The sequence below is a fragment of the Frigoribacterium sp. RIT-PI-h genome (assembly GCF_001297205.1).
Lineage (GTDB): Bacteria > Actinomycetota > Actinomycetes > Actinomycetales > Microbacteriaceae > Frigoribacterium.
In genome coordinates, this window is record NZ_LHOZ01000108.1 from 1 (window position 1) to 17,910 (window position 17,910).

Here is a 17,910-nt window from a genome sequence, read left to right on the forward strand (position 1 = left end):
CGCCGGTCGTTCCGGTGGTGCCGGTGGTTCCGGTGCCGGTCGTGGTGCCGGAGCTGGCCGAGTCGCCGACCACCGAGATCGCGTTGCCGCCCACGGTCACGGGCAGCCCCACCGACGGCACGACCTGGGTGCCGCCGAGGATGCCGTCGTCACCACTCGTGGTGCCGGTGGCCGAGCCGGCGGGAACGGCGTCAGCCGCGCCTCCTGCGGGGGCCTCGGTCGAGGTGCCCGTGCTGGCCGAGTCGCCCAGCACCGAGATGGCGTTGCCGCCGACCGCGACCGGCAGGGTCACGTCGACCAGGCCCTGGGTGCCCGAGCCGATCGAGTCGTCGCCCGACGTGGTGGACGGTGCGGGCGCCGCGGGAGCGACCGGTGCTGCCGGGGCCGGGGCCGCGACGGGAGCCGCGGTGGCCGAGTCGCCCAGCACCGAGACGGCGTTGCCACCGACGGCGACGGGCACGTCGACCGAGACGATGCCCTGGGTGCCCGAGAGCACTCCCGAGTCACCGCTCGTCGTCGTGACCGGCGCGGCAGGTGCGGCAGGTGCAGCAGGTGCCGCAGCCGGCACGGCGGGAGCAGCAGCCGGGGCGGCAGGAGCCGCGGCCGTGCTGCTCGAGTCGCCGAGGACGCTGACGGCGGTGCCGAGGGCCGAGACCGGGGCCTCGACGACGGCGCCGACCTGGGTGCCCGAGAGCAGCCCGTCGTCACCGGTGGTGGTCGCCGCGTTCGCGGCGGTCGTTCCGAGGGCCCAGATGCCCCCGACGAAGAGCGCTCCCATGAGCCCTCTCGAGACGTACGTGTTCATGGTCTTCTCCAAGAGATGAGGTGTGTGGTGCCGCGTGGTCGCGGCGGGGTCGCTGATGTCGCCGGCAGCCGGGATGCTGCAGGGGCGACGCGACCGGCCTCAGTCGGGGGAAGAGTCGGTGTCGTAGGCAGGCGTCGACGGGAGGTCGTCGTCGCCGTCCGCGGACCCCGCCGAGACGGCGAGTCCGGGAAGCTGGGAGGCGCGGGTCGCGTCGAGCGCGACGGCACCGCCGGCCGCTCCCCCACCCGAGGCCTGACCGTTCGCGCCACCGCCGGTGCTCGACGGCAGGGCGGGCGTGCCGTGGTCGTCACCGGCGGGGCGCGGCGTGGGGCCGGGGATGGGCGCGAGGGGCACGCTGGTCGCGTCGGTGGCCGAGGCCGGACCGGCGGCGATCTGCGCCCGCAGGCTGGTGACCGCGTCGGTCGCGTCGGTCGCCTCGGTCGCCGCGTCGGCGACGGAGGCAGCCGTGACGACGTCGGCTCCGAGGCCGTCGACGTCTGCGGCCGCACCGCCGAGCGCGTCGCTCGCGGGAAGCGTGAGGCCGGGCCGGGGCGTGACGCCCTCGGGCACGACCGGCGGGGCGATCGGCGCGGCAGGGGCCGCCGCCGAGTCGCCGACGGCGGCGAGGCCACCGTCGACGACGCCGGTCACCGGGTCGGTCACGGTCGAGACGGGTGCCGGGCCGGTGACGGCGGACACCACGGGGACGGCCGCGACGACCTGGTCGACGGTCTGCGCGACGGGAGCCACGACGGACGAGACGGGCGCGACGGCCGTGACGTGCTGGACGGTCTGCGGCACCACGGGGGCGGCGGTCTGGACGACGTGCTGCACCGGCGGGGCGACGGCCGTGGCCTGGACGGCGACGTCCGTGACCTGCGACACCGCGCCTCCTGCGGTCTGACCGACGGCGGCCACGGGGGCGTCGAGCGAGCCCGCGACCTGGCCGACGGCCGAGGTGACACCGCCGAGGAGCGACGAAGGGGCTTCGTCGGCCGAGGCCGACGTCGACGAGAAGACGAGTCCGAGACCGACCATGCCGATCGCGGCGAGACCGGAGAAGCCGAGGAGGCGCACGAGACGGAGCGGAGAGGGTCGCCTCGTCGTCGTCTCGGCCGTCTGATCCACGGCGCACCTTCTTCGGTCGCGTCTCACGTCGGGGTGGTTGATCCCCGACACCGGGGCGTTCGCCCCTCATCACGCTGGTAGGACGCGATGTGTCGTCGTTTCTACGCCGACCGACCGGGGTTGTCCATGAGGACGCCTCAGATGTACCCCGTTCACCCGGATTTCCTTCAGGCGAGGGCAGGCGTCACACCAGCTCGAGGTCCCAGGCCGGCGGCATGTAGGCGGAGCCCCACCCGGCGCGCAGACGGGTGACGGCGCGGTCGAACGACTCGAGCACGTCCATCTCGCGGCGGACCATCGACTGGAGCTGCAGCCCCTCGTACAAGGCGACGAGTTGCTCGGCGCCCCGGGCCGGTTGCATCGTCTCGGGCTCGCGCCCGAGTTCGACGTCCTGTGCGAGGGAGGAGTGGATCAGCCGGTAGAACTGCAACCACTGCTCGTACAGGGGCCTCGCGAGCGGGTGGCCGGGAGTGGCCGCGACGGTGACCGTGGCACTCAGCAGGCGCATGAGCGCGGGCTCGGCAGCGTTGGCCTTGACGATGGCCCGCAGCAAGGCGATGGTGCCGTGGGTCCGGGCGAGGGGCAGAAGGGGACGGGTGCGGCGGCCGACCCAGAGGTCGACCGTGGCGAGCACGAGCCCGTTCCAGTGGGTGAACTCGTCGGTCACGACCTTCACGGGCAGGCCGGCGGCCTGGGCGACCAGCGCGAACGACGCCTCGTGGAAGGCGTGCTCGGTGAAGACGCGCATGGCCGCCTCGACGATGGCGATGCGCCGCTCGACGGCGACGGAGGGCGCTCCGAACGGGATGGCCGGGGCGGTGGTGGCTGCCGGGGCGTCCGCCGGCTCGGGGTGGGGCTGGTGGATCACGGATCGGCGTTACGGACCGTGACGGGCACCGGTCGGCGCCCAGTCCGGGGCACATCGGCACCGCGGCGCCGGCCGCGTCACCGAGGCGACGCGACCGACGGGGCCGGAAGGGGCGCGTACCCGAACGCCGCCGCCCTCCTCGCCGCACGACACCCGATGGGTCGTGGCCGGTCCTCACCCGAAGAGGGCCGGTGTGGCGTGTCCAATTAGTACGCCAGGCGTGCCCCGATCCGCACGACGCCGGGCAGATTGTCAGGGACTGCTTTAAAGATTGTGTTATCAGGTTGTTCCGCGTATACATCAGGTAACGGGGAACGCTCGCACGTACCGACGCGTGTGTCCAGGTGCCTCCTCTTCTTTCCAGTCAGGTGGCGCTCCATGCCCCGATCGACGTCCACCTCCCTCCTCGCCCGCTCGGGGCTCGTCCTCGGCGTCGCCGCAGCGCTCACGGTGGCCTCGGCCCTGCCCGCCAGTGCCGCGACCGTGATCGACGGCCCCGTCGACCTCGGCTCGGCCTCGACCTACGGTGTGCTCGCCGGGTCGACCGTCACGAACACCGGGACCACCGTCGTGAACGGCGACGTCGGCCTCAGCCCGGGCACCTCGGTCGTCGGCTTCGACGCCGGCGGCCCCGGCGTGATCGTCGGCGGCGTGCAGCACGTGAACGACGAACCCGCCCAGCTCGCCCAGCAGGACCTCACCACCGCCTACGACGTCGCGGCGAGCCTCACCCCGCAAGAGAGCAACGTCATCGACCTCGCCGGCCGGTCACTGACCCCGGGCGTCTACTCCGGAGGCGCGGTGCAGGTCACCGACAACGGCGCCCTCGCGTTCGCCGGCAGCGCCGAGTCGGTGTGGGTCATCCAGGCCGCCAGCACGCTGACCATCGGCTCGAACACCACCATGACCTTCTCGGGCGGCGCGAGCGCCTGCAACGTCTTCTGGCAGGTCGGCAGCTCGGCCACCCTCGGCACTGCCGCGGACTTCCGCGGGACCGTCCTCGCCCAGGAATCCATCACCGCCACCACGGGTGCCACCGTCATCGGACGCCTCCTCGCCCGCACCGGCGCCGTGACCCTCGACACGAACACGATCACCGTCCCCGCGGCCTGCCCCACGACCGGCACCCCGTCCGAGACCGTCGCACCCACCATCACCTCGGGCAACCCGACGACCGCGACCGAAGGCACCCCGTACTCGTTCACCGTCACCGCGACCGGCACCCCGGCACCGGAGTTCACCGTCACCACCGGCACCCTGCCCGCCGGCCTCACGTTGAACGGCACCACGGGCGAGATCTCGGGCACCCCGACCACGCCGGGTGACACCACCGTCACCATCACGGCCGACAACGGCACCACACCCCCCGACACCGCGGACTACACGATCACGGTCACCCCGGCCGACGTCGTCACCCCGACCCCGGGTGAGGGCGGCACCCCTCCCGGCACCGTGACTCCCCCCGGCACGACCACCCCGCCCGGCACGACCATCCCGCCGACCCCGGTGGTCCCCGTGTCCGACCGGAACGGCAACGGCCCCCGCGGTGACCTGGCCTACACGGGTTCGGACGCCACGCTGCCCGCGATCGGTGCCGGCCTGGCCCTGCTGCTCGGCGCCACGCTCGTCGTCACCACGGCGATCCGTCGCCGTCGCCTGAACCGTTCCTGACCGACATCCCCAGGGGCCCCGTCGATGTGCTTCGATGGGTCCCCTGCGGATGTTCTCTGTCACCGGACGGATGCTCGCGGACCACATGAGAGGTCCTGATGAGCCAACCCCCGCCGATCCCCGTCGACTACGTCCACGATCCCGACTCCAACTCGGGCCGTGTCGTCGACGCGATCTACGCCCTGCAAGATGCCGAGGCCCTCTTCCGGGCCCGACTGCGGTCCAAGTTGGGCATCGGGGCCAGTGAGCTGACGACCGTGCAGTTCCTCGCCCGGCTCGAGACCCGCCACATGTCGGCCCGGCCGATGGACGTTGCGGCTCATCTCGGCATGACCAGCGGGGCCGCGTCGATCATCGTCGCCCGCCTCGTGACCCGCGGCTACGTCGTCCGGCGGACGAACCCCCGGGACGGTCGAGGGCAGCACCTGCAGCTGACCGAGGCCGTGCACAACGCGGTCGCCCGGGCGGCCGGAGGGGGCCGACTCGGCGCCCTCGAGGGCGTCCTCGGCCTGTCCGACCGGGAGTCGCGACGCGTCGTCTCCCTGCTCTCGGGCGTGACCGACGGGTACACCGATGGCGCCTCCACCGACCGACCCGCGCCTCCTGCCTGAGACAGCTCGACCCGGTCGGGGGTCTCACCGACCGGCTGCGTACCTCGCGCTCACCTCGGCCGCCGTCGAGGCCACGTCCAGGACCGTCGTGTCGTCGAGGTCACCGCGGTAGTACTTGCTCGTCGGGGACGACGGCCACGAGATGCTCACCGCGTCGTATCCGATCCGCCAGTACCCCCGGGCGTTCTCGGCGGCCGCCTGGGTCGACGAGCCGACCAGCGTGCCGTCGACGTAGAGAGCCATGCCCGACGGGCTCAAGGTCGCCGTCGCCAGGTGCCACGCACCGTCGTTGTACGCCGCCGGGCTCTGCACGCTGAAGTACCCGGCGCTGTAGACGCCGAAGATCAGCGTGCCCCGGTCGGTCAGGTAGAGATGGCGGTCGTACTGACCCGACGATCCCGCCTGGCTGTTCCCGAAGCCGATCAGCTTGCCGCCCGTCGTCGTGGTCGTGCGGAACCAGGTCTCGACGGTGAAGATCTGCGGCCCGTCGATGTTCTGCCCCGTCGTGACCTGCCCGCTGACGCCGTCGAGCCGCAGGAAGGGGCCGTCACCGGGGGCGCACGTGCCGCCGGCGATCGTGGCCCCGGAGGTGAGGGTCCCCGACCGCCCGTTGCCGCCGCTGTCGCGCGCGGTCGTGCCGACGCCGTCGTTGAACTGGTAGGCGAACCGCGCCTGCGCCGCCACCGGACGGTCGAGGCAGGTGAACCGGGACGTGGCGAGGGTGCTCGACGTCGACGTCGTGGCCGAGAACGCGGCGTGGCTCGAGCCGACGACGAGGAACAGCACGGCCACCCCGGCGACCACGGTGAGCACGACGCCCGAGACGCGGGCCGCGCGGGACCGACCCGTCGGGGGCGTCGGTGCGCGGTGGCGGGAGAGGGCGAGCGGATCGACGACGCCCTCGCCCGCCGGTTCGAGCCGTGTCGCCGCGAGCAGCAGCAGCACGGCGAGCGACACCACGAGGACGCCCGCGACGCGATCACCGCCGTGCCAGAGCATCGGAGCCCCGACGGACGGCACGAGCAGGACGCCGACGCCGTGCACCGCGTCGGCCGACACGAGGCCGGAGTCGACCGCGGCGTTGGCGTCGCCCTTCAGCCGGAGCGAGCCGTCGTCGGTCGTGTCGACCAGTCGGTGCAACCGCTGCTCCCCGGCCCGGCCCGGGGCGCCGACGAGCAGCACCTGCCCCGCGTCGAGGTCGGCGGTGTCGACGGGCATCGCCACCACGACGTCCCCGGGGGTGATCGCGGGCGCCATCGACCCCGAGACGACGGTCGTGGGCGACCAGCCCCAGAGGGCCGGGACGGCCGCCCAGAGCAGGAGGCACACGGCCATCGTCAGGACGACCCGCGCGATCGTCGCCAGGCACAGGGCACCCCAGAACGACAGGTCGGAGCGGACCTGCGGGGTGATGTCGGCGGCGGGGGTCGCGACGGTCGTCATGAGGGCGTGTTCCGGTTCGGGCGTCGACTCCCGCGCTAGCGGGTCTGGGCCTCCCAGGTGAAGGCGATCGCCGCACGTGAGTCCTGACCGGTGTTCGGGGTCGCCTGCCCGAGCGTGTACGAGAACTCGAACGAGCGGGACTCGGTCGCCGTCCCGGCCGGTGACCACGTGGGGGCGCCGTTCGCGTAGCCGGTCCGCTGGCTCGCGAAGTCGGCCAGCGTGCCCGAGAAGACCTGGGCACCCTGGCTCGCCGGGGTGAAGCCGTCACACGAAGCGTTCGAGGCACCCGACCCCTGTCGGATCGTCAGGTCGAGGTACGACGACAACGAGTTGGTCGTGGTCGCCGCGGTGCCGTAGAGCCGGACGGCCGAGGGCAGGCTGCCCGTCGACGTGACCGTGATGCACCTCGTCCCGGAGTCGCCGGGCATCAGGTTCGAGGCCGAGAACAGGGCGACGTCGGAGTCGTCGTCCGTGAGCTGCACGGAGCCGGTCGACCAGTTGCTCGTGGGGTTCGAGGTGGTGGCCGAGAAGGCCGAGTACGACGCCGTCGAGATGATGGCGCCGGAGGCGATGACGGCGACGGGCACGGCGGCCCAGCGGGCACGGCGCGTCCAGCGGGCGCGGCTGATCGATCGGGACATGTCGGGGAGTCCTTCGGGTGGGGGTCGCCGAGGCCCCCGTGGTGCCTGTCGGGAGGGGGCTCGGTCGTCTCGGCACGGTGCCGATGGGGCGACGGTACCGACGGATCGTCATCTCGGTAAGGGGCGTCGTGTCCCCAGTGAGGGGGATCGCCACGTACCCCGCCGGATCGTCCCGACCCTGGCTCAGCGGCCGCGACCCGCGAGGAGCGCGTGCAGCAGCGGGACCGCCGAGGTGACCATCAGCACCGTGCCGACCACGTCGTCCCCGCTGCGCAGGACCGCACCCGCGACGAGCAGGCCTGCGAAGAGCACGGCCGAGACCACGCGCCGGGCGGTCCGCTCGATGCGAGTCAGCTGGCGCTCGATCCGGGGACTGCCCACCTCGAGCGTGCCGTCCTCGAGGCGCGTGACGAGGTGGTCGAGTCGGCCGGGCAGGCGCACGGCCACCGTCGCGGCGTCGAGGGTGCGGCGCGTGACGTCCTGCACCGCGTTGCCCCGTTCGTCGCGGATCAGCTGGGCCGCGTACGGCTCGACCGAGTCCCACAGGTTGAAGGCGGGGTCGAGGGCGCTGGCCACACCCGAGGTCAGCGTCATCGCCCGCAGGACGAGCAGGAAGTCCTCGGGCAGCTGGAACGGCAACGAGCGGATGAGGTCGCCGAACTGACCGGCGAACTCGCGGTACTCGCGCGGGTCGACCTGACGCAGCTCGGCGAACCCCATGCCGCCGAACCGGGCGAAGGTGGCGGTCACGGCCCGCTCCAGTCCGAGCGTGTCGGCGCTCGGCAGCAGGACGCCGAGGTCGCGCATGGCGTCGACCATGCCGGAGCCGTCGCGGGAGGCCGCCGCGATCAGCAGCTTGCGCAAGCCCGTCCGGGTGCCCGTCGGCACCTCGCCCATCATGCCGAAGTCGATGAAGGTGAGCTTCCACGGTCGCTGTCCGTCGACCGCGTCGGGCACGGGGGTCACGAAGATGTTGCCGGGATGCGGGTCGGCGTGGAAGAACCCGCGGGTGAAGAGCTGGTCGAACATCACCTCGGCGAAGACGGGCGCGACCTCGGCCGGGTCGATGCCGGCCGCGGCGAGCGCGTCGACGTCCGTGATCTTGATCGCCGAGACGTCGTCCAGCACGAGGACGCGACGCGTGGTGCGCTCCCACACGACGTCGGGCACGCTCACGCGGTCGTCGTCGGCGAAGTCGGCGGCGAACCGGGCCGAGTTGGCGGCTTCGTTGAGGTAGTCGATCTCCTCGAGGCTGGTGCGCGCGAACTCCTCGACGAGGGCGGGGGCGTCGACCCGGTCCGACACCAGTCGGACGTGGCTGAGCCAGCCGCCGACGCGACGGAGTGCCGCCAGGTCGACGTCGACCACGGCGTCGATGCCGGGCCGCTGCACCTTGAGCACGACGGCGGTGAGGCCCGTGTCGGCGGCGTCGGCGGGCCCGAGCGCCGCGCGGGGCGCCTGGCCGAGCGGCGCGGCGGCGATGGGGGACTCGGCCACCGTCGCGAAGACCTGCCCGAGGGGTCGGCGGAGCCCCGCCCCGGCCTGGGCGCGGGGGCCCGCGAAAGGGACGGGTGTGACCTCGTCCTGCAGCCCCTCGAGTTCTTTCGTGATCTCGGGCGGCAGCACGTCGAGGCGTGACGACAGGTACTGGCCGACCTTGATCATCAGGCCGCCGAGGGCGAGCGCGGGCACGTGGAATCCCCGGGCGAAGCGCCGCATGCGGCGGGCCCGGGTCCGCTCGGCCAGACGCCGCAGACCGAAGCGGGGCAGGACGAGTTCGAACCACCAGGTGACGGCGAGATGCCGCGAGGCGAACCGCAGGATGCGGCGGTAGCGCGCGCGACCGGCCCGGTCACGCACCGGAGGACTGGACGCGGAGGGGTCGGTCGACGCCACCCTCGTCAGTCTCGGGCGAGGATCGAGTAGATGCGACGACGGGCCTCGTCGAGCACCGCCACCGCCTCGTCGACCTGCTCGGGCGAGCCCGTCCGGCCGACCTGCGCCGTGGCGCGGGCCAGCTCGACGCCGGCCTTCGGCAGGGCGCGGAAGCGGTCGCCGGTGGCAGAGCGCTCGGGCTCCCACGGTGCCGACGGGTCGACCCCGGCGGCGGCGCGGCCGGCGTCGGTCAGCGAATAGACCTTGCGACCGTCGGTCTCCTCCGCGGCGACGAGCCCCTCGTCGGAGAGCAGCTGCAGGGTCGGGTAGACGGACCCGGCGCTGGGCTTCCAGTCGCCGCCGCTGCGCTCGTCGATCTCGCGGATGATCTGGTAGCCGTGCATCGGGCGTTCGGCCAGCAGCGCGAGGATCGCGGCACGCACCTCGCCCCGCGGGGCGCGGGTGCCCTCGCGGCGGTCGAATGTCGAGCGGAGCTGCTCCATGGCCTGCCACATGCCGTCGAGGCCGGTGCCGAATCCGAAGGTGCCGGGTGCTGACGTGCTGCTCATGGTGTTCTCCTTCTCGAGGGTGGAACGGGGTCGAACGATACCCGGACGATATACCCGAACCCCCGGTTCGTCAGGGCTGACGCCCAGGCAGGAGGCGCGGCCACGGAAGTCCCGAACGGTCCTGTTCTGGGGGTGCCCGCCCACTCGTACGGGGGGTCCGCGCCGGCGGACGGGGGTGGTTGAGTTCCATTCGTGGGTATGAACCCCCACCGACGGCTCGCTGCCGTCACCTCTCCGGCGTTCCCCGACGTCCGCCGGCGAGCCCTGCTGCCTCGGCGTTCCCCGACGTCCGCCGAGGCGGCAGGACCTCCGGCGTTCCCCGACGTCCGCCGGAGCAGCACATCCTCGGTGACGACTCGCGCCTCCGAGACCTCTTGGAGTCCTGCATGCCCTCGTTCCCGACCGGCCGTCTCGCGGCCACCGCCGCCGCCGCGGCCCTCGTGCTCACCGCCCTGGTGTCCGCACCGGCCCAAGCCGCCCCCTCGTCCGTCTCGGCCGGCACGGTCCCGGTCACGACGGCCGCGGCCTCGACCTCCGCGTCGACGTCCGCCGCCTCGACGGTCACCGCGGGCGTCGCGGCCGACCTGTCCCGCGACATGGTGAAGGTGCCCGCCGCGCCCCTCCTCAAGGCACAGACCGACGACGCCGTGTCGCCGGCGGCCGGGGTGACGACCCCCCCGGTCTCCGTCGGCATCGCCCCGGTGACCGCGGCCCCCTCGGACGACTCCGCCACGCCGCCCGACGACGCCTCGGTCCGCACCGCCGTCACGCAGCTGCACGACTACTGGTGGGAGGAGTCGGGCCACACCGTGAACGTGACGCTCGCCGGCATCGAGACCCGTCCGCTCGACCAGGCCTCGTGCGTCCCCGCCACCGTCCTCAACACGGTCCACACCTCGGCCTTCGGGGGTCGGTTCGCGAAGTACGCCTGGGCCGGGACCAACGAGCACCTGATCGTCCTCAGCCGCGAGACCTGCGGCACGACGGCGACGGCCTTCGGCACGGTCGGCGGCGACGGCGGCGAGGTCTTCAGCTCGTACGGCGCGGGCACCGCGCTCGGCGTGCCGGTCCTGCTCCACGAGTTCGGCCACAACCTCGGCTTCGGCCACGCCGGCGCCGGAATGTGCCGCAGCACGACCTCGTTCGACGGGGCCGCCAGCGACTACCGCTACGCCACGTCGACCGACACCCCCGCCGCCTGCCCCGTGCTCGAGTACGGCGACTTCCTCGACATCATGGGCTACTCGGTCTCGTCGGCCCGACCCCACCTGTCGTCCGTGCAGCGCGTCCGCGCCGGCTTCCTGACCGACGTCACCACGCTCAGCGGGGCCGGCACCACCCGGCAGATCACCGTCACCTCGCTCGACGGCACCGCCAAGGGCCGCGCCCTCAAGGTCGTCGATCCGCTCAGCGGGCAGGACTACTACGTCGAGTACCGCACCGCCACCGGTACGGACGCGACCAGCGCCGAGTTCGGCGGCCGGGCGGCGTCCTGCGCGCTCGTCGCGTCGGGCTTCACCCGGTGCGCTCTCACCAGCGACAAGGCGACCGGCAGCGTCCGCGTGCTCCGACCGCTCACCCTCTCGGGCAGCACGGTGTCGACCGTCGCCCTGGCCGTCGGTCTCGACGCGAAGCGCGACCCCAGCCGTCGCGACACCCACCTCGACGCGGGCGAGTCGTTCACGAGTGCGAACGCCGGCTTCACCGTGTCGGTCCGCTCCATGACCCCGTCGGGAGGCGCGGTGCTCGACGTCACGCTCGCCGGGGCCGCCAAGAAGGCCCCCGCCACGACGACCACGGGCGCGCTGACGGTCGACCGGACCCGCCAGACCTACGGCTCCACCACGCGCATCACGGCCACCACGCAGGTCACCACGGCCGACGGGTCCGCCCCGGTCGGCACGGTCACGCTGCGGGACGGCACCACCGTCGTCGGCTCCGTACGGGTCGGGGCCGGCGGACGCGCCGCGGTGACCCTGCCGGGGACGACGGCCGCGGGTGCCCACTCGCTGCGCGCCTCCTTCGTCCCCGACTCGGCCGCCCAGGCCGCGTCGGACTCGACGGTCGTCCCGGTCACGGTCGACAAAGCGGCGACGACGGCCTCGCTGACACTGAACCGCAGCACCCAGGCCTACGGCTCGACCCCCGTGACGGTGACGGTCACCGTCACCGGCGTCGGCGGGGTCGTGCCGACCGGCACGGTCTCGGTGGCGCTCGACGGCCCCCGCGTGGCACAGGTCGCCGTCTCGGGCGGCAAGGCGAGCTACGCGCTGCCCTCGACGACGACCGTGGGAACCCACCGCCTCGTCGCGACCTTCACGCCGGCCGACGCCTCGCTGACGTCGTCGACGAGCGGCACGGCCAGCATGACCGTCACGAAGGCGACGTCGACCAGCGCCCTCGTGCCCGGGTCGACCGCCGTCAAGAAGAACACCGCCTCGAGCGTCACCGTCACGGTCTCGGCCGCGGGCGTCCCGAACCCGACCGGCACCGTCACCGTGACCGCCGGCGGCAAGGTCGTCGGCACGGCGACGTTGTCGGCCACGGGTTCGGGGCGGGTGACCGTCGCGGTCGCGAAGTTCGCGCAGGCGGGCACCTACTCGCTGTCGGCCTCGTACGCCGGGGCGAGCACGGTCTCGACCAGCGTCTCGAAGCCGGTGCAGGTCACCGTCCGCTGACGCGGGCCGCACCCCGCGCCGACCCTCCCGCACGGCCGGCTCGACCTGCCGTTCCGCGACGAACCCCGTTCCGTGCCATGAACCACGAAGAAGGTGGGTTCATCGCACGGAACGGGGTTCGAGAGCAGGAGAGGCACGAGGCGGCGCCCCGAGGAGGCGCGGGCCGGCCGGCCGGGTACGGATCAGTACTTCGCGGACTGCCCGCCGTCGATCGGCACGACCGCCGCATTGACGTAGGTGGCGTCGTCCGACAGCAGGAACGCCACGACCGAGGCGATCTCGTCGGCCTTGCCGTAGCGCTTGGTCGGGTTGATCTGGATGAACTGCTCGGCGGCCTTCTCGGGGTTCTCGGCGTCGATCTGTCGCATGGAGGCCTCGACCATGGGCGTCCAGATGGCGCCGGGGGCGATCGCGTTGACGCGGATGCCGAACTCGCCGTACTCGACGGCCGAGTTCCGGGTCAGGCCGACGACGCCGTGCTTGGCCGCGGCGTAGCCCGACTGGTTCCCGACCCCGCGGATGCCGCCGACGCTCGCGGTGTTGACCACCGCACCGCCGTCGCCCTGCGAGCGCATGACGCCGAGCACCTTCTCGAGACCGAGGAACACCCCGCGCAGGTTGATCGAGACGACCTTGTCGAACTCGTCGGCACCGAAGCGCTCGGTGAGGTTCTGCTTGCCTTCGATGCCCGCGTTGTTGAAGAACGCGTCGCTGCGGCCGAAGCGGTCGACCGTCGCCGACACGTAGCGGGCGACGTCGCCCTCGCTCGACACGCCGGCGACGACGGTCAGCGCCTCGGCCGCGGGGACGGCCTCGAGCACGGCGGCCTGGGAGTCGGCGAGGCCCTTCTCGGACACGTCGACGAGGGCGAGCTTCGCCCCCTCGCTCGCGACGCGGCCGGCGGCCGCCCGCCCGAGGCCGGACCCTCCGCCGGTGATGAGGACGCCCTTGTCGGTGAACCGCCCCAGGGGCCGGGCTCCGGTTCTCTCGTTCGGGGGGCCCGCCGCGGCGCCGGGCCGGTGGCCGCGCAGCGGTGCGCGACCGCCGTAAGGCTACACATGTCGCCTTACTGCCCCCTGACCGCGGGGGCCGCCCCGCGCCTCCTGCCCGTCTCGTTCCCCTCGCTCCTCCATCCGCCACGGCTCCCGCCTCACCGCGACGAACCCCGTTCCGTGCGATGAACCACGAAGGTTCGTGGTTCATCGCACGGAACGGGGGTCACGGGCAGAGGAGGCGCGGGTCGGCCACCCGAGGAGGCGCGGGTCAGCTCCCGACGGACGTCTCGATCTCGACGCCGACGATGCGCTCGTCGGCGATCGTCACCGGGTACGTGTCGCCCGTCAGGCGCACGGCCGCCTCGGTCTCGCGCTCGGCGCACGAGCCGCCGACCCAGAGCTCGACGTCACCGGGCTCGACGACCCGTCGGTGCTGCCGGTCGGTCAGCGCCAGACGGGCGGTGGGGACGCGGAAGACGACCCGCGCCTCCTGACCGGGGTCGAGCGCGACGCGCGGGTAGCCGAGCAGCTGCGCGACGGGCCGGGTGACCGAGCCCACGACGTCGTGCGCGTAGAGCTGCACGAGGTCGGTCCCGGGACGGTCGCCCGTGTTGGCGACCGTCACCGACGCGACGAACGAGCCGCCCGCCGGCACCTCGGCCGAGTCGACGAGCAGGTCGGAGCGTCGCCACGAGGTGTACGACAGCCCGTGCCCGAACGGCAGCACGGGCGTGCTGTCGGCGCTCGTCACCTCGGACGGTCCGCCGAGGATCGGGTGCAGGTACGAGAACGGCTGCGCCCCGGCCGACCGCGGCAGCGACACGGGCAGGTGCCCGGAGGGCTCGACGCTGCCGGTCAGGACGCCGGCGACGGCGGCCCCGCCCTCCTCCCCCGGGAAGAAGGCCTGGACGACGGCGGCCGGTGCCCCCGCACCCGACACCGCCCAGCCGATGGCGTACGGCCGCCCCGAGAGCACGACCATGACGGTCGGCGTGCCCGTGGCGACGACGGCCTCGACGAGCTCGCGCTGCACCCCGGGCAGCTCGAGGCTCTCGACGTCGTTGCCCTCACCGACGGTGCCCCGCCCGAAGAGGCCGGCCCGGTCGCCGACGACCACGACGGCCACCTCGGCGCCGCGGGCGGCGTCGACCGCAGCGGCGATCCGTGTCCGGTCGTCGCCCTCGACGTCGCAGCCGGCCTCGACCACGACGTCGGCCATGGACAGCTCGGTGCGCAGGGACTCGGCGACGGTCGGCAACTCGATGCCGAGCGGCACGCCGGGGTGGTGCGCCAGCACGTGGTTGACGAACGAGTAGCAGCCCATCAGGGCTTCGGCACTGTCACCGTTCGGGCCGACCACCGCGACCGAGGCCGGGCCGGCACCTGCAGCGGCAGCGGCACCGGCCGCACCGACGACGCCCGGCACCAGCGGCAGCACCCCGTCGTTGGTCAGCACGACGACCGATTCGTCGGCGAGGCGGCGGGCGACCGCCCGGTGCTCGGCCGAGTCGAGGTCGATCGAGGTCGGCGGCGGCGTCTCGAACGTCTCGTCGAGCAGCCCGAGCTCCTCCTTCTCGGCGAGCACGCGCAGGACGGCCCGGTCGACCAGCGCCTCGTCGACCTCCCCGGCCCGCACGCGCTCGGCGAGCGGCTCGAGGTAGGCGTCGCCGGTGGGCAGCTCGACGTCGATGCCGGCCTCGAGGGCCAGCGCCGCGGCCTCGCCCCGGTCGGCCGCCACCGCGTGCATCACCTGCAGGAACGCCACCGAGAAGTAGTCCGACACGACGACCCCGTCGAACCCCCACCGCCGACGCAGCACGTCGGTCAGGTACGACGGCGTCCCGGCGACCGGCACCCCGTCGATCTCGGCGTACGAGTTCATCACCGAGCGCACCCCGCCGTCGAGCACGGCCATCTCGAACGGCGGCAGCAGCACGTCCTCGACGAACCGCGGCCCGGCCTGCGCCGGCGCGTGGTTGCGCCCCGCCGCCGAGGTCGAGTAGCCCACGAAGTGCTTGAGCGTCGCGTGAACGCCGGCCGCCTGCAGTCCCTTCACGTAGGCGGTGCCGATCGTGCCGACGACGTAGGGGTCCTCGGCGATGCACTCGTCGACCCGGCCCCACCGGGTGTCGCGGATGACGTCGAGCACGGGGGCGAGGCCCTGGTGCACGCCGAGGTCGCGCATCGATCCGCCGATCAGCCGGGCCATGCGCTCGACCAGTTCGGGGTCGAACGACGCACCCCAGGCGAGCGGCGTCGGGAACGTCGCGGCCTGCCAGGCGGCGAGTCCGGTCAGGCACTCCTCGTGCACCAGCGCGGGGATGCCCAGCCGGGTCTCGTCGCGCAGACGGCGCTGCTCGCGCCACAACCAGGAGGCGCGCTCGACCGGGTCCACCGGCCTGGTCCCGTAGACCCTCGTCAGGTGCCCGAGCCCGTGGCGGGTCGCCTCGACGTAGTCGCCCGACGTCGCCATCTCGCCCTGCATCGGGGCGACGTTCTCGGCTCCCTGGTCGACCCACCAGCCGACCAGCTGGCCGAGCTTCTCGTCGAGGGTCATCTCGGCGAGCAGCGACGCCACCCGGTCGGAGGCGCGGGGTTCGCCGACCGTGAGGGCCTGCGGTCGGTGAGCGGTGTCGGTCATCTCGGCTCGCGCCTCCTGGTCTGTGACGGTGTCGGTGGCGGTCATCCCTTGACCGCCCCGGTGAGCCCGCCGACGATGCGGCGTTCGAAGAGGCTGAAGAAGATCAGCGCGGGCAGCATCGACAACGCCGTGAAGGCGAGCACCCGGGCCGTGTCGACCGAGTACTGCGACGAGAACGCCTGGACGCCGAGCGGCAGGGTGAACGTCGACGGGTCGTTGAGGATGAACAGCGGCAGCAGGTACGAGTTCCAGGCGCCGATGAACGCGAGGATGCCCACGGTGATCACGCCCGGCAGCGACAGCCGCACCACCATGCGGAAGAAGAACCCGAGGCGGCTGCAGCCGTCGATGAACGCGGCCTCCTCGATCTCGTCGGGGATCGCGCGGAGGAACGGCACGAGGATGATGATCGTCGTCGGCAGGGCGAAGGCGATCTGCGGCAGGATGACGCCGGCCAGCGAGTTCGTCAGCCCGAGGTCGCGGATGACGAGGTACAACGGGGTGATCGCGACGGTCATCGGGAACATCAGCCCGGCCGCGAACAGCGCGTAGAGCACCCCGCGACCGGCGAAGCGGTACCGGGCCAGCACGTAGCTGGCGGCCAGGCCGAGCGCGACCGTGCCGATCGTGGTCGCCCCGGCCGAGATCAGCGAGTTGCCGACCTGTCGCCAGAACGTGCCGCCGGTCAGGACGTCGAGGTAGTTGCCGACCTGCCACGGGCTGGGGAACCCGGACGGGTCGGTCGTGATCTGCGCGTTGGTGCGGAAGCCGCCGATCACGATGAACGCGACGGGCGCGAGCATCGCCACGATGACGACCGCCGCGACCACGTACGCGACGCCGCGTCCGGGATCGGCGATGCCGCGCCTCCTGCGCTTCGGCGGTCGGTCACCGGTGGCGGCAGGCCCGCGGCCCCGAGGAGGCGCGGTGAGGGTCGAGGCGGTCATCGTTCTTCTCCTGCGGTGGTCGCCGAGGTCGTGACGGCCCCGGCCGTGTCGCGTCGCAGCACGAAGCGCTGGTAGACGAGGGCGACGACGAGCGAGATGAGGAACAGCACGACCGCGACGGCGTTGCCGTAGCCGTAGCTGCCCGAGGTGCGGCCGTTCGCGACCATGTAGGTCGCCATGGTCGAGGTGCCGGCGGTCGCCGCGATGTACTGACCCCAGATGATGTAGACGAGGTCGAACAGCTGCAGCGAGCCGATGATCGACAGGAACGCCCAGATGCGCAGGGTCGGGCCGAGCAGCGGCAGCGTGATGCGGCGTTGGATCTGCCACCAGCTCGCGCCGTCGATGGCCGCGGCCTCGCTCAGCTCTTCGGGGACGCCCTGCAGTCCGGCGAGGAAGAGGATGACGGCGAAGCCGACGTACTTCCAGGTGATGATCACCAGCAGCGTCCAGATGGCGATGCTGGGGTCGGCGAGCCAGTCGGTCGCGAGCGAACCGAGGCCGACCTTGGTGAGCAGGTCGTTGACGGCGCCGCTGCCCTGGAGCATGAGGCTCCAGCCCGTGCCGACGACGACCTCGCTGATGACGTACGGAACGAAGATCAGCACGCGGATCAGCGACTGACCGCGCAGCTTGCGGTTGAGCAGCAACGCGAGGCCGATGGCGACCGGGCCCTGCAGCACGAGCGAGAGCACGACGATCGTGGCGTTGTGCCGCAACGCGTCGAGGAAGGTCGGGTCCTGGAAGATCGTGACGTAGTTGCGGAACCCGACGAAGTCGGTCGGAGGGCCGAAGCCGGACCAGCTGAAGAAGCCGTAGTAGGCGGCCATCACGATCGGGAACACCACGAAGGCCAGGAACACCACGAGGGCGGGGCCGACGAGCAGGGCGATCTCGAGGCCGCGGGCGCCACGCCCCTTCCGGGACACGGCCCGGGAGGCCGCCGGGGGCGAGGCGAGTGCCTCGCCCCCGGCGGTGGCGTGAGGCCGCGAGGGTGCGGCGGGCCGCACGGAGGGTTCGCGGAGACTCACGATCCGA

13 protein-coding genes and 1 pseudogene are annotated in these 17,910 nt (G+C 73.0%); 3 read left to right on the plus strand and 11 right to left on the minus strand.

What is annotated here, in order from left to right; all coding sequences use genetic code 11:
• The 3 genes and pseudogenes from AEQ27_RS14855 to AEQ27_RS14865 all read right to left on the minus strand — a co-directional run.
• Window positions 1-805: pseudogene (locus AEQ27_RS14855) on the minus strand (hypothetical protein); the annotation flags it as partial.
• 99 nt (window positions 806-904) lie between these two features.
• A complete protein-coding gene (locus tag AEQ27_RS14860) occupies window positions 905-1,933 on the minus strand; it encodes a hypothetical protein (protein ID WP_054147377.1) in 1,029 nt (342 codons plus the stop codon).
• A 184-nt stretch (window positions 1,934-2,117) separates the two neighbouring features.
• Window positions 2,118-2,801, minus strand: a complete 684-nt coding sequence (locus tag AEQ27_RS14865; protein ID WP_054147378.1) for a TetR family transcriptional regulator — start codon at window positions 2,799-2,801, stop codon at window positions 2,118-2,120.
• A gap of 378 nt (window positions 2,802-3,179) precedes the next feature.
• Between AEQ27_RS14865 and AEQ27_RS14870 the strand changes: the two genes are divergently transcribed.
• On the plus strand, window positions 3,180-4,472 hold the full coding sequence (locus AEQ27_RS14870) for an ice-binding family protein (protein WP_054147379.1): 1,293 nt from the start codon (window positions 3,180-3,182) through the stop codon (window positions 4,470-4,472).
• 98 nt (window positions 4,473-4,570) lie between these two features.
• Window positions 4,571-5,083 carry a MarR family winged helix-turn-helix transcriptional regulator gene (locus AEQ27_RS14875; protein ID WP_054147380.1) on the plus strand — a complete coding sequence of 171 codons (513 nt, stop codon included), beginning with the start codon at window positions 4,571-4,573 and terminating at the stop codon, window positions 5,081-5,083.
• A gap of 24 nt (window positions 5,084-5,107) precedes the next feature.
• Here the strand turns inward: AEQ27_RS14875 and AEQ27_RS14880 are convergent, their stop codons facing one another.
• From AEQ27_RS14880 to AEQ27_RS14895, 4 genes are all read right to left on the minus strand, one after another.
• Entirely contained in the window at window positions 5,108-6,526 is a 1,419-nt protein-coding gene (locus AEQ27_RS14880) for a LamG-like jellyroll fold domain-containing protein (protein ID WP_054147381.1), read from the minus strand.
• Window positions 6,527-6,561: 35 nt separating this feature from the next.
• Complete coding sequence (locus AEQ27_RS14885) at window positions 6,562-7,167, minus strand: hypothetical protein (RefSeq protein ID WP_054147382.1); 606 nt, start codon at window positions 7,165-7,167, stop codon at window positions 6,562-6,564.
• 183 nt (window positions 7,168-7,350) lie between these two features.
• Window positions 7,351-9,027, minus strand: coding sequence for an AarF/ABC1/UbiB kinase family protein (locus AEQ27_RS14890; protein ID WP_235451115.1), 1,677 nt, complete (start codon window positions 9,025-9,027; stop codon window positions 7,351-7,353).
• A gap of 41 nt (window positions 9,028-9,068) precedes the next feature.
• Window positions 9,069-9,611: a PadR family transcriptional regulator gene (locus AEQ27_RS14895; protein WP_054147384.1), complete on the minus strand. Its 543-nt coding sequence runs from the start codon at window positions 9,609-9,611 to the stop codon at window positions 9,069-9,071.
• A gap of 386 nt (window positions 9,612-9,997) precedes the next feature.
• Between AEQ27_RS14895 and AEQ27_RS14900 the strand changes: the two genes are divergently transcribed.
• Window positions 9,998-12,289 carry an Ig-like domain repeat protein gene (locus AEQ27_RS14900; protein ID WP_054147385.1) on the plus strand — a complete coding sequence of 764 codons (2,292 nt, stop codon included), beginning with the start codon at window positions 9,998-10,000 and terminating at the stop codon, window positions 12,287-12,289.
• Window positions 12,290-12,471: 182 nt separating this feature from the next.
• Here the strand turns inward: AEQ27_RS14900 and AEQ27_RS14905 are convergent, their stop codons facing one another.
• The 4 genes from AEQ27_RS14905 to AEQ27_RS14920 form a co-directional block, all read right to left on the minus strand.
• On the minus strand, window positions 12,472-13,257 hold the full coding sequence (locus AEQ27_RS14905) for an SDR family oxidoreductase (RefSeq protein WP_054147386.1): 786 nt from the start codon (window positions 13,255-13,257) through the stop codon (window positions 12,472-12,474).
• Between the two features lie 295 nt (window positions 13,258-13,552).
• Window positions 13,553-15,925, minus strand: a complete 2,373-nt coding sequence (locus tag AEQ27_RS14910; RefSeq protein WP_054147396.1) for a beta-glucosidase — start codon at window positions 15,923-15,925, stop codon at window positions 13,553-13,555.
• Window positions 15,926-15,966: 41 nt separating this feature from the next.
• Entirely contained in the window at window positions 15,967-16,872 is a 906-nt protein-coding gene (locus AEQ27_RS14915) for a carbohydrate ABC transporter permease (RefSeq protein WP_054147387.1), read from the minus strand.
• Complete coding sequence (locus AEQ27_RS14920; protein ID WP_054147388.1) at window positions 16,869-17,903, minus strand: carbohydrate ABC transporter permease; 1,035 nt, start codon at window positions 17,901-17,903, stop codon at window positions 16,869-16,871. The genes AEQ27_RS14915 and AEQ27_RS14920 overlap by 4 nt, the downstream gene beginning before the upstream one ends.
• Between the last annotated feature and the right edge of the window lie 7 nt (window positions 17,904-17,910).